The sequence below is a fragment of the Psychrobacter glacincola genome (genome assembly GCF_904846075.1).
GTDB lineage: Bacteria > Pseudomonadota > Gammaproteobacteria > Pseudomonadales > Moraxellaceae > Psychrobacter > Psychrobacter glacincola_C.
Genome location: NZ_CAJGZH010000001.1, coordinates 81,641 through 106,106 on the forward strand (window position 1 = coordinate 81,641; position 24,466 = coordinate 106,106).

A 24,466-nucleotide genomic window follows, 5' to 3' on the forward strand; every position below is an offset into this window, starting at 1 on the left:
AGGACAGAATAACCATGATGAATTTATCCATTCGTTTCGCTCGACACTTACCAACATTGGCTATTTTAACAGCCGTAATGGCGCTCGGTGGTTGCCAAAAACCATCTGAACCTAGCACCGATAACGGCATGCAAAACAGTACTCAAGCTGCCGAACCTCAAACGACAAAATCTGAGCAACCGGTAACATCTACTGCACAGCAAGCGCCATTAACGATCTTGGCATTGGGCGACTCCCTGACAGAAGGTCTTGGGGTGGATAAAGATGACAACTATCCTGCTCAGTTAGAAGATCGTCTGCAAGTAATGGGTTACGACAATGCCAAAGTTATCAATTCAGGATTGAGTGGTGAAACCAGCACGGGATTGGTCAATCGCTTAGACTGGGTGTTGCAAACTAAGCCTGATGTGACGATTTTGACCATTGGAGCTAACGATGCCATACGCGGTATCGATGTGGCGACAGTTGAAGCCAATATTCGTACCGCGGTCAAACGTCTACAGGATAATGGCAGTATCGTCATTTTGGGCGGCATGCAAATCTATGACAACCTTGGCTCTGATTATGTAAAATCATTTGCCGCAATATATCCTCGCGTTGCCAAAGACATGAACGTGACGCTGATTCCTTTCTTCTTGGATGGTGTGGGCGGTGACCCTGCGCTCAATCAAGCCGATGCCATTCATCCAACCAAAGAAGGTTATACGATTATCGTCGATAATAATATCGTTCCTGTGCTTGAGCCTGAGCTAAATAAAATGCTGTTATCAATGCAGAAAAACTCGCTTACTCCTGTAGAAATCCCTACCACTGAGACTGCGCAATGAGCCTAACGAAAACGAATGCTGCTAATAATGAAGTCCTACTCCGCGCAATCGGCTTAAATAAAACCGTGCAAGTCGGCGAGCAAACCCTATCAATCATTAAAGATGTAAACATTCATATCAACGCTGGCGAGTTTGTGGTCATTATGGGCAAATCAGGCTCAGGTAAATCCACCTTGTTAGGATTACTGGCGGCGCTAGATTATCCAGATAGCGGTACGGTTGAGTTGGCAGGTCAAATGCTTAGTAGCCTTGACGAAGATGCGCTAGCCGTCATTCGTCAGCATGATATGGGCTTTGTCTTTCAGTCATTCCATCTACTTCCAACGCTGACAGTCGCCGAGAACATCGCCTTTCCACTTGATATTGCCAGACGACCAAACCCAGCACGAGTAGACGAGCTTATTGATGCCGTTGATTTGGGTCATCGCCGTCATAGCTTACCCAATCAACTATCGGGCGGTGAGCAGCAGCGTACAGCGGTGGCACGTGCATTGGTATCACACCCAAAGATTGTCTTTGCTGATGAACCAACCGGTAACTTGGATGAGCAAAATGCCGATCAAGTCATGCAGCTGCTATTGGATTTACGTCAACAGGTTGGTTCAGCACTGGTGGTGGTGACTCATGACCCTGCACTTGCCGAGATGGCAGATCGCGTGATTACCATGCATGATGGTCGAATTGTACCTACATGAATAACTGGATTGTATCTTAATGAATCGTAAGCCCACAGACAATAAACCACCAGCTGATACAAAAAAGACTGATACCAGTATGCGTCAAGAGTCCAGCTATCCTAGCGGTATCCTCAATCAATTATTTACCCGTACCCTAGGTTTTCAAACACTGGGCGCGCAAGCACTTAGCCGTAGCTGGTGGCAACGCTGGGTATATCCGGTATTGTTTCTGCTAACATTGACACTATCACTTGCAACCTACCTAACCCTCGACTCTGTGCAGCAGTCTGTCGATCGCTATATCAATGACAATCAGCGCGCGCTCGTTGGTGGCGATTTGATTTTAAACAGTAAGCAAGACTGGCCAAGTGAAGTATTGACGCAGGTAGAAACCATCCCCGATACGCAGACGGTGTATGACTATCAGTTTAGCGCCATGCTGGTCAATGATGAGCAAACCTTGCTTGCCAGCATTAAAGCGGTCTCGCCATCTTATCCCTTATACGGTACAGCGGAGCTTGCCTCAGGACAGCCGCTGTGGGAGCAGCTAACCTCTGACAGTGTCATCGTCGCGCCAGAAGTGCTCAGTAGTCTACAGGCTAATGTCGGCGACCGCATTACCATTGGCGATACGCAGTTCACAATAAGTGATGTACTGACCAAAGAACCTGATCGCCCGCTGACCACCTTTGGGTTTGGTGGGCGTGTCTTAATGCATCAAGACTCACTCGCAGCGACCAATCTGTTGGGTCAACGTAGCCGAATAAATTATCGTATCGAGATGGCAGGCGATCCAGAGCTGATAACCACGCAGCGCGATAAGCTCACAGACATACTGACCAACTATCCTGATATCGAGCTCTCTGACGCCGAATCTGCAGATACTTCGGTCTCGCGTATCTCTGACAATGTCCTGATGTTTTTAAAATTACTGGTCATCGCGGTGTTGCTACTCTCTGCGGTCGCCATGTATGGCGTCATTAGTGCGTTTGTCAGCAAGCAGCAGTCGAACAACGCGATTCGTTTGGCGTTAGGCGAGCCGCTTGGCTCACTCAAACGTAGCTATTATCAATTGCTTATCGTCACAACTGTCATTGCTTGTATCGCCGCAATTGTCCTTAGTCTGGGCTTGCTTAAAATTGGTCAGCCGTATCTGGTGGCTATCTTGCCTGCCGATGTTGGTCTCGCCATCAATCCAATCAGTGCAATTAAGACTATTGTGATTGCCTTAGCTCTGACGTTGCTAATTGCGCAGCGTGGTTTGAGCGCGCTTAACACCACCAAACCCGCTACCCTACTCAATCAAGGTGCGAGTACGCAAACACAAAATTTACCTTGGTATCGACGCGTGCCGCTACTATGGTATGGCTTGGTGCTGGCAGGGCTGTATGCCTTCTTTGCTTATGAAGTTGGCTCACTGTCATTAGGAGCACAGTTATTAGGCGGCTTGATTGGCTTTGTGGCGATATTTTGGCTATTGGCGCGTGGGTGGCTCTGGCTGCTTAACAAGTTGGCGAGCAATACCAAGGTCAGCTGGATGCAGCGTATCGCTATTCATAACCTTGCGCGTAAAGGCAACCAATCGGCCTTGTTCTTTGTCACTTTATCGTTATCCGTGGCGGTGCTGACGCTTATCACCACACTCAATCACAGTATCAATGCGCAGTTTATCAATGCCTATCCTGAAGATGCACCCAATCTATTTTTACTCGATGTGCAGAGCGATCAACATGACGATATTGATGCGATCATTGAAGCACCTGTCACCTATTATCCGGTCATTCGTGCCCGTGTGGAGACGGCCAATGATGTCCTAGCAAAAGATATCGAGCCTGAGGATGGGTTTGATGACCCTACGCGTGTGTTTAATTTGAGCTACGCAGATACGGTCATGGAGACCGAATACATTACTGAATCACTCACAGATGACGCGCTATACACCCCTATCGATGCGACAGATGAGCAAGTCAAACCTTTGTCTATCTTAGACACCGCTGCCAGTATGCTCAATGTCGGTATGGGTGATCAGGTACGATTTAATATTCAAGGGATCGAAATCATCGGGCAGATTACCAGTATTCGAACGCGCTATGAGCGTGGCCCGAGTCCATTTTTCTACTTCTTATTTGAACCTGAGATACTGGCTAGCGCACCGCAAATTCAGTTTGCGACGGCGCATGTCTCTGCCGATGATATTCCTGATCTGCAAGGTGAGCTGGTACGCGAATTCCCAGCGGTGACCAGTATTGATGGTACGATTATCGCGGAGCAAGTCCAAGGGTTAGTCGCGCAAATGAGCCGCTTGGTCTATGTGTTTACCTTGCTTGCTCTGCTCACTGGGGTCATGGTGCTGATCAGCTCGCTACTGTCCACCTCACAAGATCGCATGAAAGACAGCGCGTCATTTAGACTGCTCGGTATGCAAAAGCGCGATTTATATATGCTCAATATCTTAGAGCTGAGTGTGCTGGGTATTAGCGCGGCTGTGTTTGCGGTCATTATCGCAAACGTGGGCGCGTGGGCGGCCATCACGCAGTGGTTTAATCTGAGATTTAGTGTGCCGTGGATGAGCTTGGGTATTGGCGGTGCGGCATTAATCGGCTTATTGCTTGCGATTGCCGTGATTTATGTGAGACTGGTGATTGGACGCGGGATTATGGCACGGGTACGGGCGATGGTTTAGTTGTATCTATAGTCGGGCATGATATTTTTTACAATTTTCAACTATGCGATATATCATATATTAAGGTATCATGAGGTCGGGCGACAAATATCTTGAAAAAATGTATCTATAATAGTTTGGAGGTTTAAAATGAAGTCTTTGAAATTAAACCCTATCGACATTGCTAACTATATTATTTGGCGGCATAGAGGCGAAGATTATTTTTTAACTCATCTTAAGTTACAGAAGGTTATGTATTATATTGTTGCTAAATACCTAAAAGACAAAGATAAGCTTTTATTTGAAGATCCTATATATAAATGGCAATATGGACCAGTTATAAAGCCTGTATATCATCAATTTAAGCTTTTTGGTAAATCGAAGATAAAGGAACCTGTTAGTTATTTATCGTCCGATTCTAACTATAGTGGTAAAGGCGATTTTACTATCAATTTTGTAGATCCCGAAGAAATCTGCGTTATTTTAGATAATGATAACGAATTCAAAAATATAGTATTAGAAGTACTAAAGAAATTTCAAGATTTTACAGCTTTTGATTTAGTTGAAAGAACTCATAACGAATCGTCTTGGAAAGATTTTGAATCTCAAATTTTAAATGGTATAGAGCTTACGTATTCAAAAGACGAATTAAAGTTAGCTAATATATGAACATTAAGGCTACTTCTGGAAATAATCAATTTATTGTAGCTATTGTTAGCGCTTATTTGCTGGTATCTGAGACCGCGCCTGAAGACTTAGATAGTCACGCAGAAACGATTGTTAAACTTATATTATCTGCTTTTCAGAGTGAACTGAAATCTAATCAAGCATTTACCTTACCCTACAAAGATATAACAGATATTGTATTTTACAGTGACAGGAATCTATATAGCGACAGTATCTATAATTTCAGTCAAAATATAGAAAACTGTATTGAGCATCATTATAGTATAAGTTCAGATAAACATCATAATACTAAAAAAACGTATGTAAAACGATTTATGCATATAAACGATAAGTTAATTGAGCATACTTTTTTAGCTCAAGCTCAAAGAGACTATATTAATTTAACTGTCGAAAAAACTAATGCATTAGCTACAAGCATTCAAGAATTAGTAGCTGAGGCAAAAATAACAGCAGATGGTGCTAAAAATACTGCTGAAAAAGCTGAAGAAACCTATAGATCAATGTTTGCCAATTATGTAACTATATTAGGTGTTTTTACTGCGATTATTGCCACAATATTTGGAGGTCTCAATGTAGTTGGTTTGGTAATGAATAACCACTCAATAGGCATTCATTTACTTTTTGTTCTAATATCAGTTATTTTTTTATGTTTAAGTGCTTTATTGTACTTTTTAGCTAATTTAATTGTTTGGATAACTAAAAGTAGAGAGGTTTCGTTAAATTCGTTATTTATGACTATAGTTATATCTTGTTTAGTAGTAATTGTTTTAGGCCTTTTTAAAATATCATAGTAAAAATTTTATTTTTTAGTTAAAATTCAACTAATATTCTCAATATAAAAAATTATACCCATATATTATATTTAATAACTTATTCTAATAATATAGAAAATTATGATTGCTGTTAGTTTGATTTTTTCATTCTATTGTGCAATAAATTATACCTTCGTTCTGATAGAGTAGTTATATTTCTATTGTCAATATACCGTCAGCTCTTATCAAAACAACATGTTTTAGCCCTGATTGAAGCGGTAGCTTGATGATCTGTGGCACTTAATCAAAAAACGCCCCCTATCTATGTAGCGGGCGTTTTTTATGTCATTGGCGCTGACTGACATCAGTGGAGAATTGAACAATGCGGTTTGCTCACCTCTCGCTCCTCATTTGCTATACTAGCCTAACTTTTATCAATCAAATTCCTTCTTATCAAATCCTCCAAAACAGCATGGTAGTCTTATGAAATTCTCAAAGTTCGGTCAAAAATTTACCCAGCCTACTGGCATCTCACAATTGATGGACGATTTGGGCGATGCGCTAAAAAGCGATCAGCCAGTCAACATGCTGGGCGGTGGTAACCCCGCCAAAATTGATGCCGTCAATGAGTTGTTTTTGGAGACGTATAAAGCGCTTGGTAATGACAATGATGCAGGAGAGGCCAATAGTAGCGCGATCATCAGCATGGCGAATTATTCTAATCCGCAAGGTGATTCGGCATTTATCGATGCCTTGGTTGGCTTCTTTAACCGTCATTATGATTGGAACCTCACCTCAGAAAATATTGCCCTGACCAATGGCTCACAGAATGCGTTTTTCTACCTGTTTAATCTATTTGGCGGTGCGTTCAAAGATGAGAAGAACGAATCTATTGACAAATCTATTCTACTGCCATTGACCCCTGAGTATATCGGCTATAGCGACGTACATGTCGAAGGTCAGCATTTCGCAGCCGTATTGCCACATATCGATGAAGTCACTCATGATGGCACGGAAGGCTTCTTTAAATACCGTGTCGATTTTGAGGCATTAGAGAACTTGCCAGCGCTAAAAGAAGGCCGTATCGGTGCGATTTGCTGCTCACGCCCGACCAACCCGACTGGCAACGTGCTGACTGATGACGAAATGGCGCATTTGGCCGAGATTGCCAAACGCTATGACATACCACTTATCATCGATAATGCCTACGGTATGCCCTTCCCTAATATCATCTATTCAGACGCGCATTTGACGTGGGATAACAATACGATTCTGTGCTTTAGCCTGTCTAAAATCGGCCTGCCCGGTATGCGTACGGGTATTATCGTGGCTGATGCGAAAGTAATCGAAGCGGTCAGCGCGATGAATGCCGTGGTCAATCTAGCGCCGACACGCTTTGGTGCAGCGATTGCCACGCCACTAGTAGAAAACGATCGTATCAAGCAGTTAGCCGATAATGAGATTAAGCCGTTTTATCAAAAGCAGGCGACCCTTGCCGTGAAGCTGTTAAAAAAAGCGTTGGGTGATTATCCGTTGATGATTCATAAGCCTGAAGGGGCGATATTCTTATGGTTATGGTTTAAAGACTTGCCGATTACCACGGTTGAGCTGTACGAGATTTTAAAAGAAAAAGGCACGCTCATTGTACCAAGTCAGTATTTCTTCCCTGGTGTCGATGTCAGCGATTATCAGCATGCACATGAGTGTATTCGTATGAGTATCGCGGCAGATGAGCAGACGCTGACTGATGGTATTGCAGCGATTGGTGAAGTGGTGCGTGAGTTGTATGATGGTCGGTAGGTTTTGCAAGTGAGCTGAGAATTGTAATTAGATCTAGTGCAAAAGTATTCGAAAGTCATTACACCAGTTACAGCCATTACATTATTTTAGGAATAACTAAATGAGACTTATGTCAGCTATAGTCTTACTTCTAATGTCTGGTTGTAGCTCTGTACATTCCGATGACGCCAACTATAAAGTTTTGATTCATGGCAATGAGGAATGCAACTATGACTATGGTGTAGAAGATTTTTGCGACGAATATAATCAAATATCCTATAAAAATACTGACAAGACTGTCAATTTTGATAAAGATAAAGTTTTAATGTTTCCGGAAGATAACTTTGGTTATTTAGTTGTTATAAACCCAGAAACTCAAATAGCTTATCCTTTTGGATACTTAGTTAATTATAAAAAACTAATTTTTTCTAAAGATTCTAACGAATTCTGTATAGAGGGAGATATCTCTGCTTATCGTGATGAGGATAGTGGATACTTCTGTTTTGAGTTTACTGAAAACAACTTTGAGCGCATTTACGATGCTACTCGCTAGTATTTAGCCTAACAATTATAGATTTACCTTTATCCTAATATATTGAAAAGTATCATTAAGATCATTAAAGTTGCCGTTTTCTTTCCAGAAGGCGGCGCTATGAGTAACCGCTAAATATAAATAGCCGTCTCTTGCCCAAAATATGTCTCTTGGCTCCTCCATAGGCATCCAATGCCTAAAGCCTGCACCCATAATCGGGATGATGTCTGTTCCCTTAATTCTATACAGCTCTAGATCGGTGTATTGCTCATATGGGTTGGTATAGGCTGAGATGATATATTTTTTATTGGGCGAGATATGAGGATAATCTATAAACGTCTGCGTCGTCTCACCCGAATTTTTATCAATCATCTTATAGTCACCGCTTTCCCAGTAACCTCCACTGACCAAATACTGATTTAACGGGGCAATCTGACCTACATACTCAAAAATCTGATACCCATCATTATCTACATTCTTATCAGTGAACGTTACTACCTTGCCAGCAGTTGGAATAGATATCACCCCATTTCTCTTTTTAATACTTTCATCTTTTGATAAAAAATCAACGGCAAGTGGACGTTTTTTCTCAAAAAAGCCTTATCAATCAGCTCTATTTTCAGGTAGTCGTTAAGTACTTTGCCATTTTCAAAAGACTCGTAATCTTCGCCGACGGATAGATACGCTAGTATGTTTAAATCTTTGGACGTTAGCGAGGCAGGTATAGTAGAACCCGTTTGCTCTTTTCTCACAAAGACCTTTTCCCATTTAACAACGTCTGTCTCTACAATGCCATCATTGTCCTCGTCATACTCTCTACGAATTCTGTCTTGCACCGCATACCAGTCCTTTCTATCTTCAATGACTTCTAATTTCTCACCAAATGCATAGCTTTTCACCTTTCGAGCAGCGCCGCTTGGTAACTGACGTGCGATTGCCCCATCTTTTGCCGTCACGTAGACTTGCTTCAATACAGTCGTATCATCGTAGTCAATCTCGATACCATCACGATTATACTGCGCCAAAAGTGCTGCCGATATGGGTTTGTTTAGGTCAATGATGACGTTTTGACTTGCCACTGCTGAATGATAGCTAAACGTCGTTAGGGATAGAATGATAGAAGAAAAAATGTAAGTAGATATTTTAAATGAAGACATAATATGGTCTGCTATATATTTTATATTATAAATTTTACACCATAAAATCCTACTTAAGTTTACTTTTTTGATATCTGAAATAAAATCACTTCAGAATATTAGCGCTGCTTTAACAGTTTAGTAGACGGATTGAATGAACTGAATATCTTCGTCCACTTATTCAGCGCATAGAGCACGTAAGGCAGCAGGCAGGTATTGATCAAATCACGGAGGCTGGCGACCAGCTGTTCGTGGCTTAAGCCCACCATGCCTGACGCTTCAATCGTATTTCGATTATCTAAATACTCGCCCAATAAGGCAATGCCCGTCACGACGAATAAAGCCATGAATGATCTGATGCTTTGCTTTTTAATGATAGGACGCAGCACAAGCAAACACAAAAGATAGATGCCGACGCCGACATAGATATGTAAGGCGTCTTTGGCAAGGCCAGATACTTCAATAACATTGATTTTAAAAGCGGTAAAATCCACTAGAGTATTCCAAATATAAGCAAGTAGAAAACGACTGAGAGTATCACTAAACCATGATGGCTAAACTATAATAGTTAAAGAGTGGCAGCTACAAAGTGATGGCTGAGCATAAAAAAGGCAGATTATATAATGGATAATCTACCTTCTACTAAATTAAATATTCACTTCACGTTTATCGCCTACTTACACATTCCACTCGACGAAATTTTTCAACAACTGCAAGCCAGCAGTATGACTTTTTTCTGGGTGAAACTGGGTGGCAAATAAATTATCTTGGATGACACTGGCACAAAACGGTTGACCATAGTCACATATCGCTGCCACTTGTGAGCTGTTAGTAGGCTCGCAATAATAGCTATGCACAAAGTAAAAATGCGCGTTGTTTTGAATACCATGCCACAGCGGATGGTCAAAATCCATACCGCTAATGGTGTTCCAGCCCATATGCGGTACTTTGATGGTAGTGCCCTGCTGATCCTTCCACGTAGGGTCAAACGCTTCTACAGTGCCGTTTAAGATACCCAAACAGTCTGTACCACCATTTTCAGCGGACTGCTCAAACAATGCCTGCATGCCCACACAAATAGCCATGACAGGCTTATTAAACACCGCATGGCGTATGACGTCATCAATCCCTGCTTCATGCATGCCAGCGATACAGTCACGCATAGCACCGACACCGGGGAAGACAATCTTGTCTGCCGCAGCGACAACCTTAGGATCATTGGTAATAGAGACGTCTGCCCCAACTACCGATAGTGCTTTGCTAGCAGAGTGCAAATTACCCATACCATAATCTAGTAGCGCTACTTTAGTCATCGATTGGTTCTCATTTTTAAATATTTTGACTACTGTACTATTTATACTGTTGGCCATTACTAAGGTGTAGATAAGGTTTTGCTACAAGGAAGTCAAGCACAGGCTGTACAACTAGTACGCCAAGCTTGACTGACACCGTAGCAGACCCTTAAATGCGCATTAGAAAGCCTCTTTAGTCGAAGGCAGAGTATTAAGCGCACGCTCATCATACTCACATGCCATACGTAACGCACGAGCAAACGCTTTAAAGGTAGATTCGATTTGGTGATGGCTATTTTTGCCTTTTAAATTGTCTAAATGCACCGTCATCCAAGAATGGTTCACAAAACCATAAAAGAATTCACTAAACAGGTCAACATCGAAATTACCCACATGCGAACGGGTAAATGGAATGTCCATGTGTAAACCCGGACGTCCTGATAGATCGACGACAGCGCGGGTCAATGATTCATCAAGCGGCGCATAAAAATGCCCATAACGACGAATGCCTTTTTTGTCGCCCAATGCTTTGTTAAATGCTTGTCCAAGGGTAATACCAGTGTCTTCAACGCTATGATGGTCATCGATAAAGGTGTCACCGTTGCATTTAATCTCTAAGTCAAACAAACCGTGACGCTTGATTTGATCAATCATATGGTCTAAAAATGGTACGCCAGTATCTACAACCCCTTGACCCGTACCATCAAGATTGACGGTACAAGTCACTTGGGTCTCAGCAGTAATGCGCTCAACGGTCGCAATACGTTCAGGGCGACCATGTAAATTTAGGTTTTTTGGTACATTTTGCTCAGGTGTATCAGCAGTCGTCATTGCATTGGCGGTCATGGCTACTCTCTATCAGTTTTTTATCAGTGAAAAGCGGTCAATAAATAAGGCAAAACATGTCTAAATATTTTACTAGTGTCTGGGTCAGCGCTAGTAAAAAATGTATTAGAAAATGATATATACAAAAGATATCAAGGTATTAGGGTTTGTACGTACTAAATATCATCTAGCCTCATCATAGCAAACCCTAACATTTACTGCCACGACCAAGCGGTAAACCACGCACAAAATTACCTCATTCTGCTAAAATAGTGTGTTCAGTATTATTAATCATGATTTGCACTGACTTTTAGATATCATATTCTACAGCCTACTTTCTATGACTTTTGCCGTGTTATAACTTTGTGCTGTGTCATACTGCTACTTTATACGATAGAAACCCTCTGTTTATAGGAACTGCCATGCCTTTAGAAGCGATCGCCATTAATAGCTTGGATGTACCACTTATCAAAAAACCTGCTCGCGACAATGAGCTATCAGAGCGCTTGCAGGCATTATACGATAGCGATGACGCGCAGCCTGATGGTATCGAGGTATTAAATATCGTTGAGCAAGGTTTTAAGCGTGGTCAGTATCTATACGTCGGTATGTTTAATGATAAACCTATCGCCGCTGTTGGCTGTTTTGATGATGGGCAAACCGATGCCAAGCGTTTGCAATATTTAACGGTGCATCAGCAAAATCGCGGTCGCGCGATCGATGCTAAGTTTATCAAACTGGTCTATGATGCCGAGGTCAAAAAAGGTGTGCGTGAGTTTGTCCCTGCCGATGCAGATATTCATCGTATTATGAGCGAGTATGATTTACTGCGTGTTAAAGATTAAATCGAGAGCAGAAACAGTTAATTTTGCCAATATTTGATTATTTATCGTCTTTTATCTTCTATTATGCAAAAACTACTTGACAGCAACGCCTATATTTAGTTTAATAGCGCCTCAACGAAGACGGCTCGATAGCTCAGTCGGTAGAGCAACGGATTGAAAATCCGTGTGTCGGCAGTTCGAACCTGCCTCGAGCCACCATTCGTTTAAGAATTCTAAAAAGCCCCAAACAGCAATGTTCGGGGCTTTTTTTATGTCTAAAATAAAAGCTTATGACAAACGCCTTCTTAATAACACCTCGCAACGTTCACGCGAGTCTAAATCATAAACCGTCGCGCGGTAATCGATACCATGACGCCCTTCAAAAAATATCACCCGATCGCCCACTGCTAAAAAGCAAGACGTGCGCGCATCATAAATGAAACCATCAATCACGAACGCCAAATCACGATCTATCTCACGTACCGTATAAGTTTCTCCTTGCGGAATCAACCGCTCAAACCATGCGCTATGGGCAGCATTGGTGCTTAATACGCTGATGAGCAGCAGCACCGATATCACAAATATACTTTTTGACGACATCGTAAAAGTCGAGCCAGCTAGACTGATTCTATTGAGGATGTTTTTATTAACTGTCATAACTTTAACCTACTCAGACCTGCTCAATGATTGATTCTATTCGCTATGCTTCTCATGCTAAACGCTTACTGTCACGGTTGCATAACATTTTTGTGCTGTTTTTTAGACAGCGGCGCTCAGTATACTCGATAGTATTGATAATGATAAATATGACAGATGACGAATACTAATAGGGAAAAGCGATGAGAGCGTTCGATTACGATTTGGATTATAAAAACCTAGATTTGCGCGCGCAGCCAGAGCTGTATCGGGTCGGTCGCGGCGAGCAAGGCGTATTATTGGTAGAGCCGTATAAGTCTGAAATCCTGCCACACTGGCGCTTTGCGACCCCTGATATTGCGCTTGAGAGCAGCGAGACAATTTATCAGATGTTTTTAGATTATCTGGCGGCCGATGACTTTGTCGGTGCAGATATGGCGCGCAAATTTATTCAAATGGGCTATACCCGCGCCCGTCGTTACGCCAATCACAAAGGCGGCAAAAAATATAAAGGGCCAGTGCCCGATGATAAAAAAGGTCAGAGCGGCGCACATGGTCGCGAAGAGTTGCCACGACAAATCGAAGACCCAATCAAAGCAGAGTCAGCGCGCATATTTAAACAAAAATGGGACGAGTGTCGTGAGAACGAAGATTATCTAAGAATGAAAAAGGAACATCGCGAACGTTATAAAGAGGTTGAATAAGCATAAAACATATCAATAAAATATTACCCTCAGCCTGAAAAGATAGAAATATCTATAATGACAGACTGTTAAATAATTGAATTCATGATTTGCTGTGCTAAGGTAATGAGGGCTTGGAGCTAATACTCCAAAAAAGTATAAAATTGATAGCGTGGGCAAATAATAATGACTGTAGATATTAAGCAACTTTTGATTTTTGATTTTGATGGCACGCTCATTGATAGTGTGCCAGATTTGGCTGATGCGACTAATGCGATGTTAGCCATTCTGGGCAAAGAGACGTACCCTATCGAGACCATACGAAACTGGATAGGTAACGGCTCAAGATTGCTGGTAGAGCGCGCACTAGTAGGTAAGGTAGACGTGTTAGAAGGCGAGTTTACGGTCGAGGAAGCCAATCACGCAGAGCAGGTATTTTTCGATGCTTATAAAAACCTCAGTGGTAGCAAAACCGTTGCTTATCCAGATGTTGACAGTGGTTTGAAAAAACTAAAGACCGCAGGTTATACCCTAGCGTTAGTGACCAATAAACCGATTCGTTTTGTACCGAAAATATTGCAATCCTTTGGTTGGCAGGACTTATTCAGTGAAGTATTAGGCGGTGATAGTCTCTCAACTAAAAAGCCTGATCCAGCACCGCTACTGCATGTCTGTAAAGCGTTGAACGTCACTCCAGAACACGCCGTGATGATTGGCGATTCTAGAAACGATATCTTAGCCGGACAAAATGCTAATATGGATACTTTCGGGCTGTCTTATGGTTATAATTATGGACAAGATATCCGTGAGCTAAATCCTACCGAAGCCTTTGATGATTTTGCTGATTTGGTTTCTTGGATTATGAAAGATAAAGCTTAACCCACAAAATATCACCTATAAGAAATAGCCATATTACTTGACTCCTATGACTATTTTTTTATACAGCTCCAACATATAAATTACTTTGAAAAGATGCATTATCAAATTCTTTTATGTGCTGTAATATTTTAATAACATCGTGATCTATGCCTTTACTCTTGCTTTCAAATGAAATCGAATTCATGAAATAAGCAATTCTAACCCAAGACTTAAAGTGATTATTTGTAATCTGAGATGCAACAGGTATCAGGTTATTGAATATTTCCTTTTCATTATTACAGTAAGTTTGGACTCCTGATTTAAAACCTTCTGTTAGACCATTACTTTCAATATGTGCTATCAAATCATTAAGACATTTTTGATTATTAGTATGATCCTTACCATAAAACCTGCCAGGCTGACAAGACAATGGGAAATCTTGAAAGTTGTTTTTCAAAAAAAATATTAAAAATTAACGTAAGCGCCTTTCCACCTTTATATTATTATCTTTTTCTTCTTTCTTCTGCCATAAGTTAAAGGCCAACACTATAATAATAAACTCAATGCATACACCAATAAACTCTGGAACAAGATTATTTATTAAAAACCCTGGCTCACCTTTAAAGTATGCTACTAATAATAGAGCTATCAAGACAAAAGAAGTAACTCCAACAAATATTTTTTCTCTCACTAGGACTTCCTACTTAGTAATTTGATAAATTTTATTTTTAAGACTTATTTTACAATATATTTTATTAGATTCTACTATTTGCTCCGATAACTGAGCGCCTCAGACACATGAGCGCTTGTAATATCGATACTGTCAGCCAAATCAGCAATGGTACGTGCCACTCGCAATACGCGATGATAACCGCGTGCCGATAAATTCAGACGCTGCTGAGCGAGCTGTAATAGTTGCTGTTCACCCTCTCCTAGTTGGATATATTTATCAATCTCGCTAGGGCTAAGCTCATTATTGACCTTTTGTTGCCGCTGCATCTGATTTTTATGTGCGGCAATGACTCGAACTCGCACTTGTTCGGAGGTTTCGCCAGCTTGAGCATTTTGCAAGTCAGCAATTGGCAGCGCAGGTACAGTGATATGCAAATCAATGCGATCAAGCAGTGGACCTGATAGTTTATCTTGGTAACGTTTAATCTGTTCAGGTCGGCAGCGACAACGCCCTGAGGTATCGCCATCATAGCCGCATGGGCATGGATTCATGGCAGCGACCAATTGGAAATTTGCCGGAAAAGTCATCTGCGAGTTGGCACGGCTAATAGTGATTTGCTTGGCTTCTAATGGCTGACGCAATACCTCGAGCACGCTCCGATCAAACTCTGGCAATTCGTCAAGGAATAATACGCCTTTATTGGCAAGGGTAATTTCACCCGGTTTAGGTCGTGAGCCACCACCCACCAAAGCCACGGCTGATATAGTGTGATGAACTTGCCTAAATGGTCTTGTCCCATAATCGTAATCGCTGTCTGCCACTGAATAAGTACTGGCAACTTCTAACGCATCCTCAGCACTCAAATCCGGCAATATGGTCGGTAGCCGTGACGCCATTAACGTCTTGCCTGAGCCGGGTGGCCCTGTAAATAACAGCGAATGACCACCAGCAGCGGCAATCTCTAGCGCGCGCCGTGCATGATGCTGTCCTTTGACATCAGCCAAGTCCACTTGATAGCCAACATGCTGCTGTGCTGGACTGGGTTGTACAACGTCCAAAGATTCATAGGCTGCGCTTGGGTTCGCTAACGACTGTAAGTGGTCACAAACTGTCTTTAAGCTTTGCGCGGCTAGTATCATCACGCCATCCACACGGCTAGCCTCAGCACCATTATCAATCGGTACGATAAGCTGCGGTGTTTGTGGTTTTGGCTGCGGTTCGCTCAGCTCCTGTTCAGTGATATTTGCCACCTGCAATACTTTGGATGCCAGCGCCTCAGCTTTGATCGCTCGTGCCACCGCTAAGCTGCCTGTCACTTGCCGTAAATTCCCATTGAGCGCTAACTCACCGATAAACTCAAACCCTGATAATACTTCTGGATCCAACTGATCACTGGCTGCCAAGATGCCGATGGCAATCGGTAAATCAAGACGCGCGCCATCTTTAGGCAAATCAGCGGGGGCTAAATTGATAGTAAGACGACGATTAGGAAATTGAAAGCCAGAGTTCAGAATCGCAGAGCGTACACGGTCTTTACTCTCACGTACCGCCGCCTCCGGCAAACCGACGATGGTCAATGCTGGCAACCCTTGTGACAGATGCACTTCAATAATTACCTTGGGTGCATGCAGTCCGACGACTGAACGGGTATAGACTTGGGCAAACGACATCAGCATTTTCCTAATATAGGGAATAATTGATAATAGAGTATTATTTATCAGTGCGCAAATGTCGTGTTTTCTTGTCTCATTTTATTTACTAGCATAGTTGTCAACAGTTGTTATATGATAAACGGATGCTCTTTCGCTCAGTCTTATTCGGCTATGCTGCTCCAAAGATTATCCAAAAATTCTCACGCCTGTTAACCACGTTATTAACGTATTGGGTAATTTTAATCGTGCTACAAAGCACTAAAGATTAGCAAGAGTATTGGCAATAAAAGGATTTTATTGATCATATAAAGTTTGCTGGCGGCTTTTTGCTGCAGATTTATATAACACCTACTTTATATAATACCCACTACCATGGACGGATAAACTTATGAACATAAAGATGCATAATCGGCGTGTGCCCACACTCACGCTACTGACAGTAGCAGTATCCTTAGGACTATTCGGCTGCTCAGATAGCGACAGTAGTTTCAATGACGATGATGTCATATCCCCTTCCACTAATTATGAAGCCGATATTCAGCGCACTGAGTTCGGTATACCGCACATCACCGCAAAGGATTACAAAGGCCTTGGTTATGGCGTCGGTTATGCATTCGCAGAAGATAATTTCTGCTCACTAGCGCGTGAAGTTGTAGTCGCTAGCGGTCAGAGTATGCTGTATCTAGGCGCTGACGGTAATTTGGCTAGCGATGCTTTTTATACGTGGTACAACACTGACAAGCGAAAAGCTGAATTTTTAGCAGCTCAAGACCCTGAAGTTATTGATGCTGTGACAGGTTATGCAGCAGGCTATAGCCGTTATCTACGTGACAAAGGCGTGGCTAATATCGATCCTGCTTGTGCCAATGCTGAATGGGTACGAGAGATTACGCTCGATGATTTATTGACGGTCTACGGTAAAGCCAATCTACGTGGTGGCTTATCTAATTTTGTCGGTCCCATTGTAGCAGCGGCACCGCCCTTTATTGCTGGCGTTCAGGGTAGCTCAAGAATGCGTAGTGTTCCAGTCGTAAACCCTGTCGTAGAGTCAGCACCTGCATTCAATATGGATACGATTAATGCGATGAGTGGCGGTAGTAATGCCTATGCCTTTGGTAAGGAGGTGACTGGTACTAGTAGCGGGGTTATGTATGGCAATCCGCATGAGCCATGGGATGGCGTCCAACGCTTCTATCAATTTCACTTAACGATGCCAGGTGAGCTGGATGTGATGGGCGCGGCTCAACAAGGTCAGCCTTTCCCTAACATTGGTTTTAATAAAGACGTAGCTTGGAGCCATACCGTATCCACTGCCAAACGTTTTACGCTTTATCAGCTTAGCTTAGTTGACGGAGATCCTCTCAAATACAATTATACTAATAGCGCTGGTGTGACTGAGCAGCGTGATATCGAAACCGTTCCTGTCACTATTCAGCTACCAAATAATCAGACGCAGGTTCACAATATTTATGTCTCACAATATGGACCGATGTTAGCGGTCAACTTACTCAATGGTCAATTACCAGCATGGGGCGCTAATAATCTAGCTTATACTATCCGTGATGCCGCCTCTGAAAATCCAAGAGCACTCAATCAGTGGCGTAGTATGAATAAGGCTACGAGCGTTGAGGACTTAGTCGATAGAATGCAAAGCGTCCTTGGTCTTGGGTTTGTTAATACTATTGCTACCGACCGTAATGGTAAGGCACTCTATGCTGACATCTCAACCGTACCAAATGTGACCAAAGCTAAGCTTGAAGCTTGTAGTAGTGCTGCATCTGGCCCCTTCCTTGGTGCTTTAATTGCCGCTGACTTGCCAGCACTGAATGGTAGTACCGCTGCCTGTGAATGGGGAGTTGATACAGACTCACCGCAAGCAGGTATCTTTGGGCGCTCAAACTTACCTTTCTTGGTTCGCGATGATTATGTTGCTAACTCGAACGATAGCTATTGGTTAAGCAATTTAGAGCAACCACTGACTGGATTTTCACCGCTCCTACGTCGTCGTTTAGCCCCCTTCTTGGGTGCTAGTCCAGCAGCTGGTGTTCCATTGCTTATGCGCTCACGTATGGGACTGGTTCAAATACAAGATCGATTCAGTAATAAAGATAACTTGGGCGGTACTAACTTCAATTTAAACAATATGCAAGAGGTCGTCTATGGCAATCGCAGCTATGTCGCTGAGTTGGTACTCGACGACGTATTAGCAGATTGTCGAGCGAATGCCAACTTACCTTTGACGGGTGGCTCTACTATTGATGCAACTAATGCTTGTAATATCTTGAGTAATTGGGATCGTCGTAATAATTTAGATAGTAAAGGCGCTCATGTCTTTAGAGAGTTTTGGCGTAATGTGGATTTCAATGAAACGACGGATACGATATTCAGCGTTAAGTTCGATGCAAAAGACCCAGTCAATACGCCTCGTGGTTTAATTATTAGTGCGGATACACGTACTGCTTTAGGAGATTCCATTAAATTCTTCCAAGATAAAAACATCGCTCTTGATGCGTCTTTATCTGATTTGCAGTATATCGTTGATGCTGGTAAAAACGACGAGCGTATTGCTATGCATGGTGGTTTTGGTCGTGAAGGTGTATTCAATGTTGCAGAAACGAGAGGCACAAGCGCTAATGATGGCGCAAACTACCTCATTAATTTTGGTCCAACATATATGCAAACTGTCACCTTTGATAAAAGCGGCCCTGTAGCAGAAGCCTTATTAGGTTACTCACAAGCTTCTGATACTACTCGACCGTTCCATCGTGACCAGAGTGGTCGCTATTCAGCTAAAGAATGGATTCGCCTACCCTTCAATGCTAATGACGTTAGCAAGCAAGCCGTTGGCAATAAAATTCAGCTAAAAGAATAAGCTTGATGTAACTTAAATTAGTGAGAACTTAAATTAGTGATAAAAAGACCTCAGATATATGCTGAGGTCTTTTTCACTTTATGGAAGCAGCCTGTTTGAATATCGTCGATTCATTATTAAGAAAACTCGCCGACCACCCCACTGCAAACAAGGATTTGTTATACTAGTGCTTATTGATGGCTATAAATTTAGCAGCATATAGCGCCGTGAAAATTATTATTGATAACAAAGTTATTATGGTTATTAACCATCTATCAAACACCTACTGGCTTTTAAATATTTGGTCGTTAGAGATGTAAGAACAGTAATACTCAAGGTCAAAACGAGGAGTACCGCATGACAGAACATTCAGAATCAAATACTCAGCAACCTTACAATCGTGCAGGAGAGCAACCGACCACGACACGCCCTGTTATGCAATCAGAAAGTCCTTATGCCAGTACGCGTAGCAGTATGATGAGTAAGCAGCTACCTGCCTTTGATGAAGCTATTATTAATAAATACAATCGTTCAGGACCACGTTATACCTCCTATCCGACCGCTTTAGAATTCTCGCCCATCTCTGATGGTCTTGAGGCAAAGATCCTTCAGAACCGTGAAGCTCGTGCACCACTGTCTTTATATTTTCATATTCCTTTTTGTCGTCACCTCTGCTATTACTGCGCTTGCAATAAAATTATTACCAAGAAAAATAGCGACTCAGGCGATTATTTGCAGTATGTAATCGCTGAGATTAAGCACAAACGCCGCCTGCTATCTGTCCCTGAAGGTAGTAGCAAACCCCTCGTTAAACAGCTGCATTTGGGTGGGGGTACGCCAACATTTTTGCGTGATGAAGAAATGGTTCAACTGTGGCAGTTTTTACAAACTCAGTTTGAGTTCTTACCTGAAGACAAAGGCGATTACTCTATTGAAATTGACCCACGTGAGCTGAGTGGCGAGACGTTAAAAGTATTGCGTAACCTTGGCTTTAACCGTGTCAGTTTAGGTGTACAAGACCTCGATGAAACAGTACAAATCGCCGTCAACCGTGTACATTCAGCAGAGCTCATTGAAAATGTGTTAAATGAGGCGCGGGATCTAGGTTTTCACTCTATCAATATCGACCTGATTTATGGCTTGCCGCATCAAACACCCGCAACCTTGGATAAAACGGTGCGCCGTATCATCGAGATGTCGCCGGATCGCTTGTCAGTATTTAATTACGCACACTTGCCAGAACGTTTTAAGGCCCAGCGCCAGATTAAAGAAGCCGATTTGCCAGACCCAGCAGCCAAGCTTACGATGCTTGGTAATACCATCAATACGCTGACCGAAGCTGGCTATCAATATATCGGTATTGATCACTTTGCCAAGCCTGATGATGAATTAGCCGTGGCGCAGCGTGAGGGCAAACTGCATCGTAACTTTCAAGGTTATACCATCATGGGCGATTGTGACTTATTGGGCTTCGGCGTCTCCTCTATCAGTCAAATTGCCAATGCCAATACCCGCTATATTTTGCAAAATGATACAGATTTGTCAGTTTATCAAGCGAGTATCGATGCTGCACAAAGTAACTCGGCTGCCATGCCTGCAGTAAAAGTCATCAAAACATCTATCAAAGATCGCTTGCGTGAATATGTGATTATGAATCTACTCTGACACGACTATATCGATTTTAAAGACGTCAATCAAAAATTTGGTATCGATGCCATCACTTACTTTATCAATGAGATTCAACAACTTGGCGCCATGCAAGAAGACAAGCTCATCGATATAGACGCGGCTGGTATTCGCGTGCTACCAAAAGGTCGACTATTAGGTCGTAACGTCGCCATGGTATTTGATGAATATCTTGAGAAAAAACATAAGAATCGTTTCTCAAAAGTTATCTGATTGAATGATTCCATACATTAAAAGCAGTCATAAAAAAGACCTCACTCGAGGTCTTTTTTATGGTATTTAATAAAGCTGATGATTAACGAAAAATACCTCTAGGCCGTGTCCTCATTTCAAAAATGGTGATAAAAATGAGGTAAATTGCAATCAAACGAGGAAAATAGCGCAGATAATATCGGGATATTAGCCAGCTATTTAACGATGTTTGGCAAAATTTAGCCATTTTTAGCCCGTTTAGATATGATCAATTGAATTGAGGACATGCCCTAGCCTACTCAGTAGCCATCACCACATTCAGAAGGCATCACCATATATAGCCTATTTGCATCTTCTATTGTTTTTTCACTGTCCAAATATTTTTGCTCAATTGTGCTTTTAGCGTTGGCAATCATTGAATCCGTCATCGCAAAGTCATCGTCATTCAGTAGACCCAATGAGCCGTCTTGACGCAACCACAAACCTTCTAACTTATCATGTGGATACTCTACAGTCGCGAGAACGTCGACTGCCAAGGTTTTTTTGACTGGTTTGATTGCCAATTCCTTCAGCAATTGCCAATTTTTTTCATCGGCTGCAATAAGCTTCTCAAGCGTTTGTCCATTAATCGTTAAACCCAATACATGATCTTGCTTGATATTATCTGTATTTAAAATATTCTCAATATCAGTCGCCTGCGAGAGATCCATTTTATAAATGAGCTTTTGCGCAGACTTGTCTTGCAGCGGAAACTTGCGATCATGCTCAATCAAATAAAACTCGTGATTGTTAATCGCAACGATACCCGAAGTCACATGGTGAGCATGATCGAGACGATACAAATACTGTGCTATTTGACCAGAGTATAGATTGATAGTGACGATGCGCGTCAAACTGGCGACACGACCTGACTGATCAGGGTTGTCCATAGAAGACTCCATAATACCCACCAGTGTGCTCTGATCTGGAGTAATCGTTAATGCTTCCATACCGCGATTTGCACGACGTTTGGTAAATTCTGCTGTTAGTAAAATCGGCTGACCATTAGCCATTACATTATTGCGCTGATCGCTCGCAAAGGCATTGATACGCTCAATCTCCATCCCCTGCGCATTATAATGAACCAAATGAGGACCATATTCATCACTGATCCAAAAACTACCATCTGTGAGCGCAGCAAGACCTTCAGGATCTAAACCATTTATATCGTTTTTGATAGGATTAGTCACTGCATCAAAAGGTAGGTTGGGATTCATGGTCATCGGCTGGCCGTCGACATCGTAAGGGACTTCATTAGTTCCGCCGAGTGCTTGTGGATTCGGTAGCCCAGAGATAGGCTTGCCATTTACGTCTTTTAGTAGTATCTCTTTGATCTTAATAATTTGCCCAGTTGCTTGTAGCTCAAACAATCCGATGCGCGGTGTATAGTCAGGTACTAAAAACTGTTTACCCTTGCCTGCACTACCTTCGAAATCCGCATTGGGACCGCGATCAGTGAGCACATAAAATTGATTGGCATTGGTTGGATGAGCCGCTGCATCTGAGCCAAAACCACCCCCTCTAATCTCAAGCTTCCTCTCAGGATACGCAGCATTGATATGCGTATCATTGAGCACGGTATAAGGCAGTGCCGTGCCTTGGATAAAGTCTTTTGTTTGAATGATTTCTGTATTAATATTTTTTATCGTCATTTTTTATCCCTGATATATATTTTATTCTTGTTAAACGAACGATATGAGTAATTTATTAGATGTAGCGTTCAGCACAATTGACAGTCGAAAAAATAGCCAGCGCCCAATAAGCTCACTGACCATTTTAAGAGTTAATGCTATAGCACATGGCTATACATGACTGATTAAACCTTAAGCTTGTCACCCACCATACCTTTGATGGTACTTAAAATATCAGCAGGTAATACCACCATTTTTGCATTGTCAGACTCTGCCAGCTCACGAATCGCCTTAATATATTGCTCACCAAGTAAGTAGACAATAGGCATTTCTTCCTCGCCCATTGCATTAGTAATCAAGCGAATAGACTCTTCAGAACCTCTCGCCAATACCACTTGTGCTTCGGCATCACGACGTGACGCCTCTAGACGTCCATCTGCCTCTAAGATAGCCGCTTGCTTTTGACCATCAGCACGAGTCACTGTCGCACGGCGTAGACGCTCTGCCGCCGCCTGCTCTTCCATTGATGCCTGCATCGTTTGCGATGGATTAATATCTTGAATTTCTACTGTCTTTAGGGTGATACCCCAGTCCGCAATATCTTCTGATATCGCATGCTTTAGCTTCATTTTGATTTCATCACGGCTAGACAATGCACTATCAAGATCCATCTCACCGATAATTGAACGTAGTGACGTCTGCACCAGATTACGAATACCATATTCATAATCTTCAATACCATAAACAGCCTTATCTGGGCGCACGATATTGATATAAGCCACGGCGTTGGCAATAATAACAACGTTGTCTCGCGTAATGACCTCTTGTGAGGGAATATCAAGAACAATGTCTTTGGTCGTCACTTTATAAGCGACATCATCAACGAAAGGAATAATAAGGTTTAAACCCGGCTCTAGTGTTTGGCTATATTTGCCCAATCGCTGCACCACCCACTTATAACCTTGTGGCACGATTCGAACGCCTTTGAAAACCGTAAAGACAACCAGTGCAACCAAAACCACCATGACAATGCTGAAGCTTTCCATAATTCTTCCCTATTATTATAATTGCATGTCTTTATTAATCGCTGCCTGCGATTTCATACTGCTCACAATCAGCTCATTACCGACAATATCGGTCACCACCACTCGATCGCCGACCGCCACCGGCTCACCCGTAGTGCGGCACATCCACTCCGCTGCCCCAACAATAGGAACACTGAATCTGACAGTGCCCGCTCTATCTGGCTGCGGCTGGACGATAATCATGCCAGTTTCACCAACGATAACACTACCACCCAAGCCTGCTTTGGTGCGATCTACTGATAAGGGTTTAATAAACTTGAACCATGCCAACAAGAATATGGCAGAAAGCACCAACCAAATAATAATTTGCACAGAGACAGAAATAGACAATAGCCACGAAAGCGCGGCAACGATGATGGCAGCGGCACCAAACCAAAGGCTGGCGAATGTCGGCACAAACATCTCAATGATCAGCAATATAAAACCTAAGACTAACCAATGCCAAGGTTCAATCATCCACAGCATATCCATCATCACTACATTCCCT

Annotated in this window: 23 protein-coding genes, 1 tRNA gene and 1 pseudogene; 13 read left to right on the top strand and 12 right to left on the bottom strand. The window is 42.4% G+C overall.

The annotated features are described in order from the left end of the window. The first annotated feature begins 14 nt into the window (after positions 1 to 14). The 7 genes from JMW85_RS00345 to JMW85_RS00375 all read left to right on the top strand — a co-directional run bounded on the left by JMW85_RS00345 (position 15) and on the right by JMW85_RS00375 (position 7,937). Positions 15 to 827: an arylesterase gene (locus JMW85_RS00345; RefSeq protein ID WP_201580581.1), complete on the top strand. Its 813-nt coding sequence runs from the start codon at positions 15 to 17 to the stop codon at positions 825 to 827. Continuing rightward, complete coding sequence (locus JMW85_RS00350) at positions 824 to 1,522, top strand: ABC transporter ATP-binding protein (RefSeq protein ID WP_201580582.1); 699 nt, start codon at positions 824 to 826, stop codon at positions 1,520 to 1,522. The genes JMW85_RS00345 and JMW85_RS00350 overlap by 4 nt, the downstream gene beginning before the upstream one ends. 19 nt (positions 1,523 to 1,541) lie before the next feature. Then, positions 1,542 to 4,187 carry an ABC transporter permease gene (locus JMW85_RS00355; RefSeq protein ID WP_201580583.1) on the top strand — a complete coding sequence of 882 codons (2,646 nt, stop codon included), beginning with the start codon at positions 1,542 to 1,544 and terminating at the stop codon, positions 4,185 to 4,187. A 129-nt stretch (positions 4,188 to 4,316) separates the two neighbouring features. Further along, positions 4,317 to 4,835 (top strand): Panacea domain-containing protein, encoded by a 519-nt coding sequence (locus JMW85_RS00360; protein WP_201580584.1) that lies wholly within the window; start codon positions 4,317 to 4,319, stop codon positions 4,833 to 4,835. Next, a complete protein-coding gene (locus JMW85_RS00365) occupies positions 4,832 to 5,644 on the top strand; it encodes a hypothetical protein (protein WP_201580585.1) in 813 nt (270 codons plus the stop codon). The genes JMW85_RS00360 and JMW85_RS00365 overlap by 4 nt, the downstream gene beginning before the upstream one ends. 444 nt (positions 5,645 to 6,088) lie before the next feature. Continuing rightward, a complete protein-coding gene (locus JMW85_RS00370) occupies positions 6,089 to 7,405 on the top strand; it encodes a valine--pyruvate transaminase (RefSeq protein WP_201580586.1) in 1,317 nt (438 codons plus the stop codon). 109 nt (positions 7,406 to 7,514) lie between these two features. Continuing rightward, positions 7,515 to 7,937: a hypothetical protein gene (locus JMW85_RS00375; protein ID WP_201580587.1), complete on the top strand. Its 423-nt coding sequence runs from the start codon at positions 7,515 to 7,517 to the stop codon at positions 7,935 to 7,937. A 15-nt stretch (positions 7,938 to 7,952) separates the two neighbouring features. Here the strand turns inward: JMW85_RS00375 and JMW85_RS00380 are convergent, their stop codons facing one another. The 5 genes from JMW85_RS00380 to hisB all read right to left on the bottom strand — a co-directional run bounded on the left by JMW85_RS00380 (position 7,953) and on the right by hisB (position 11,190). Beyond that, a complete protein-coding gene (locus JMW85_RS00380) occupies positions 7,953 to 8,441 on the bottom strand; it encodes a hypothetical protein (protein WP_201580588.1) in 489 nt (162 codons plus the stop codon). Beyond that, a complete protein-coding gene (locus tag JMW85_RS00385) occupies positions 8,438 to 9,073 on the bottom strand; it encodes a hypothetical protein (protein ID WP_201580589.1) in 636 nt (211 codons plus the stop codon). Before JMW85_RS00385 ends, JMW85_RS00380 begins: the two co-directional genes overlap by 4 nt. 98 nt (positions 9,074 to 9,171) lie before the next feature. Then, positions 9,172 to 9,546, bottom strand: a complete 375-nt coding sequence (locus JMW85_RS00390) for a hypothetical protein (protein ID WP_201580590.1) — start codon at positions 9,544 to 9,546, stop codon at positions 9,172 to 9,174. Positions 9,547 to 9,729: 183 nt separating this feature from the next. Then, positions 9,730 to 10,365: an imidazole glycerol phosphate synthase subunit HisH gene (hisH, locus tag JMW85_RS00395; protein ID WP_201580591.1), complete on the bottom strand. Its 636-nt coding sequence runs from the start codon at positions 10,363 to 10,365 to the stop codon at positions 9,730 to 9,732. A 159-nt stretch (positions 10,366 to 10,524) separates the two neighbouring features. Continuing rightward, positions 10,525 to 11,190, bottom strand: coding sequence for an imidazoleglycerol-phosphate dehydratase HisB (gene hisB, locus JMW85_RS00400; RefSeq protein ID WP_227681625.1), 666 nt, complete (start codon positions 11,188 to 11,190; stop codon positions 10,525 to 10,527). Positions 11,191 to 11,591: 401 nt separating this feature from the next. Here hisB and JMW85_RS00405 point away from each other — a divergent pair, with 401 nt between their 5' ends. Together JMW85_RS00405 and JMW85_RS00410 are read left to right on the top strand one after the other, a co-directional pair. Further along, entirely contained in the window at positions 11,592 to 12,014 is a 423-nt protein-coding gene (locus tag JMW85_RS00405; RefSeq protein WP_045453868.1) for a hypothetical protein, read from the top strand. A gap of 122 nt (positions 12,015 to 12,136) precedes the next feature. After that, a tRNA-Phe gene (locus JMW85_RS00410) sits at positions 12,137 to 12,212 on the top strand. 69 nt (positions 12,213 to 12,281) lie between these two features. On the opposite strand, the gene JMW85_RS00415 is transcribed toward JMW85_RS00410, so the two are convergent. Next, positions 12,282 to 12,650, bottom strand: coding sequence for a hypothetical protein (locus tag JMW85_RS00415; RefSeq protein ID WP_201580592.1), 369 nt, complete (start codon positions 12,648 to 12,650; stop codon positions 12,282 to 12,284). A 182-nt stretch (positions 12,651 to 12,832) separates the two neighbouring features. On the opposite strand from JMW85_RS00415, the gene JMW85_RS00420 reads away from it, so the two are divergent. Together JMW85_RS00420 and JMW85_RS00425 are read left to right on the top strand one after the other, a co-directional pair. Beyond that, complete coding sequence (locus JMW85_RS00420) at positions 12,833 to 13,333, top strand: DUF4385 domain-containing protein (protein ID WP_201580593.1); 501 nt, start codon at positions 12,833 to 12,835, stop codon at positions 13,331 to 13,333. Positions 13,334 to 13,498: 165 nt separating this feature from the next. Beyond that, entirely contained in the window at positions 13,499 to 14,191 is a 693-nt protein-coding gene (locus JMW85_RS00425) for a phosphoglycolate phosphatase (protein WP_201580594.1), read from the top strand. A 58-nt stretch (positions 14,192 to 14,249) separates the two neighbouring features. On the opposite strand, the gene JMW85_RS00430 is transcribed toward JMW85_RS00425, so the two are convergent. The 3 genes from JMW85_RS00430 to JMW85_RS00440 form a co-directional block, all read right to left on the bottom strand. Next, positions 14,250 to 14,627 (bottom strand): hypothetical protein, encoded by a 378-nt coding sequence (locus JMW85_RS00430; protein ID WP_201580595.1) that lies wholly within the window; start codon positions 14,625 to 14,627, stop codon positions 14,250 to 14,252. Between the two features lie 15 nt (positions 14,628 to 14,642). Further along, positions 14,643 to 14,861, bottom strand: coding sequence for a hypothetical protein (locus tag JMW85_RS14355; RefSeq protein ID WP_201580596.1), 219 nt, complete (start codon positions 14,859 to 14,861; stop codon positions 14,643 to 14,645). Between the two features lie 74 nt (positions 14,862 to 14,935). After that, complete coding sequence (locus tag JMW85_RS00440) at positions 14,936 to 16,513, bottom strand: YifB family Mg chelatase-like AAA ATPase (protein ID WP_201580597.1); 1,578 nt, start codon at positions 16,511 to 16,513, stop codon at positions 14,936 to 14,938. Positions 16,514 to 16,883: 370 nt separating this feature from the next. Between JMW85_RS00440 and JMW85_RS00445 the strand changes: the two genes are divergently transcribed. Further along, positions 16,884 to 19,367, top strand: coding sequence for a penicillin acylase family protein (locus JMW85_RS00445; RefSeq protein WP_201580598.1), 2,484 nt, complete (start codon positions 16,884 to 16,886; stop codon positions 19,365 to 19,367). Positions 19,368 to 19,703: 336 nt separating this feature from the next. After that, positions 19,704 to 21,245 (top strand): annotated as a pseudogene (gene hemN / locus JMW85_RS00450) (oxygen-independent coproporphyrinogen III oxidase). 278 nt (positions 21,246 to 21,523) lie between these two features. On the opposite strand, the gene JMW85_RS00455 reads toward hemN, so the two are convergent. From JMW85_RS00455 to JMW85_RS00465, 3 genes are all read right to left on the bottom strand, one after another. Further along, complete coding sequence (locus JMW85_RS00455; protein WP_201580599.1) at positions 21,524 to 22,915, bottom strand: esterase-like activity of phytase family protein; 1,392 nt, start codon at positions 22,913 to 22,915, stop codon at positions 21,524 to 21,526. A gap of 164 nt (positions 22,916 to 23,079) precedes the next feature. After that, a complete protein-coding gene (locus tag JMW85_RS00460; protein ID WP_045447605.1) occupies positions 23,080 to 23,940 on the bottom strand; it encodes an SPFH domain-containing protein in 861 nt (286 codons plus the stop codon). A 15-nt stretch (positions 23,941 to 23,955) separates the two neighbouring features. Beyond that, positions 23,956 to 24,453, bottom strand: coding sequence for an NfeD family protein (locus JMW85_RS00465; RefSeq protein ID WP_201580600.1), 498 nt, complete (start codon positions 24,451 to 24,453; stop codon positions 23,956 to 23,958). Positions 24,454 to 24,466: the final 13 nt, after the last annotated feature.

What these genes read in the sequence shown, in the direction of transcription:
- JMW85_RS00345 (WP_201580581.1), top strand. Translation starts at nt 15, where the DNA reads ATGATGAATTTATCCATTCGTTTCGCTCGACACTTACCAACATTGGCT.
- JMW85_RS00350 (WP_201580582.1), top strand. Translation starts at nt 824, where the DNA reads ATGAGCCTAACGAAAACGAATGCTGCTAATAATGAAGTCCTACTCCGC.
- JMW85_RS00355 (WP_201580583.1), top strand. Translation starts at nt 1,542, where the DNA reads ATGAATCGTAAGCCCACAGACAATAAACCACCAGCTGATACAAAAAAG.
- JMW85_RS00360 (WP_201580584.1), top strand. Translation starts at nt 4,317, where the DNA reads ATGAAGTCTTTGAAATTAAACCCTATCGACATTGCTAACTATATTATT.
- JMW85_RS00365 (WP_201580585.1), top strand. Translation starts at nt 4,832, where the DNA reads ATGAACATTAAGGCTACTTCTGGAAATAATCAATTTATTGTAGCTATT.
- JMW85_RS00370 (WP_201580586.1), top strand. Translation starts at nt 6,089, where the DNA reads ATGAAATTCTCAAAGTTCGGTCAAAAATTTACCCAGCCTACTGGCATC.
- JMW85_RS00375 (WP_201580587.1), top strand. Translation starts at nt 7,515, where the DNA reads ATGTCAGCTATAGTCTTACTTCTAATGTCTGGTTGTAGCTCTGTACAT.
- JMW85_RS00385 (WP_201580589.1), bottom strand. Translation starts at nt 9,073, where the DNA reads ATGTCTTCATTTAAAATATCTACTTACATTTTTTCTTCTATCATTCTA.
- hisH (WP_201580591.1), bottom strand. Translation starts at nt 10,365, where the DNA reads ATGACTAAAGTAGCGCTACTAGATTATGGTATGGGTAATTTGCACTCT.
- hisB (WP_227681625.1), bottom strand. Translation starts at nt 11,190, where the DNA reads ATGACCGCCAATGCAATGACGACTGCTGATACACCTGAGCAAAATGTA.
- JMW85_RS00405 (WP_045453868.1), top strand. Translation starts at nt 11,592, where the DNA reads ATGCCTTTAGAAGCGATCGCCATTAATAGCTTGGATGTACCACTTATC.
- JMW85_RS00415 (WP_201580592.1), bottom strand. Translation starts at nt 12,650, where the DNA reads ATGACAGTTAATAAAAACATCCTCAATAGAATCAGTCTAGCTGGCTCG.
- JMW85_RS00420 (WP_201580593.1), top strand. Translation starts at nt 12,833, where the DNA reads ATGAGAGCGTTCGATTACGATTTGGATTATAAAAACCTAGATTTGCGC.
- JMW85_RS00425 (WP_201580594.1), top strand. Translation starts at nt 13,499, where the DNA reads ATGACTGTAGATATTAAGCAACTTTTGATTTTTGATTTTGATGGCACG.
- JMW85_RS00440 (WP_201580597.1), bottom strand. Translation starts at nt 16,513, where the DNA reads ATGTCGTTTGCCCAAGTCTATACCCGTTCAGTCGTCGGACTGCATGCA.
- JMW85_RS00445 (WP_201580598.1), top strand. Translation starts at nt 16,884, where the DNA reads ATGAACATAAAGATGCATAATCGGCGTGTGCCCACACTCACGCTACTG.
- JMW85_RS00455 (WP_201580599.1), bottom strand. Translation starts at nt 22,915, where the DNA reads ATGACGATAAAAAATATTAATACAGAAATCATTCAAACAAAAGACTTT.
- JMW85_RS00460 (WP_045447605.1), bottom strand. Translation starts at nt 23,940, where the DNA reads ATGGAAAGCTTCAGCATTGTCATGGTGGTTTTGGTTGCACTGGTTGTC.
- JMW85_RS00465 (WP_201580600.1), bottom strand. Translation starts at nt 24,453, where the DNA reads ATGATGGATATGCTGTGGATGATTGAACCTTGGCATTGGTTAGTCTTA.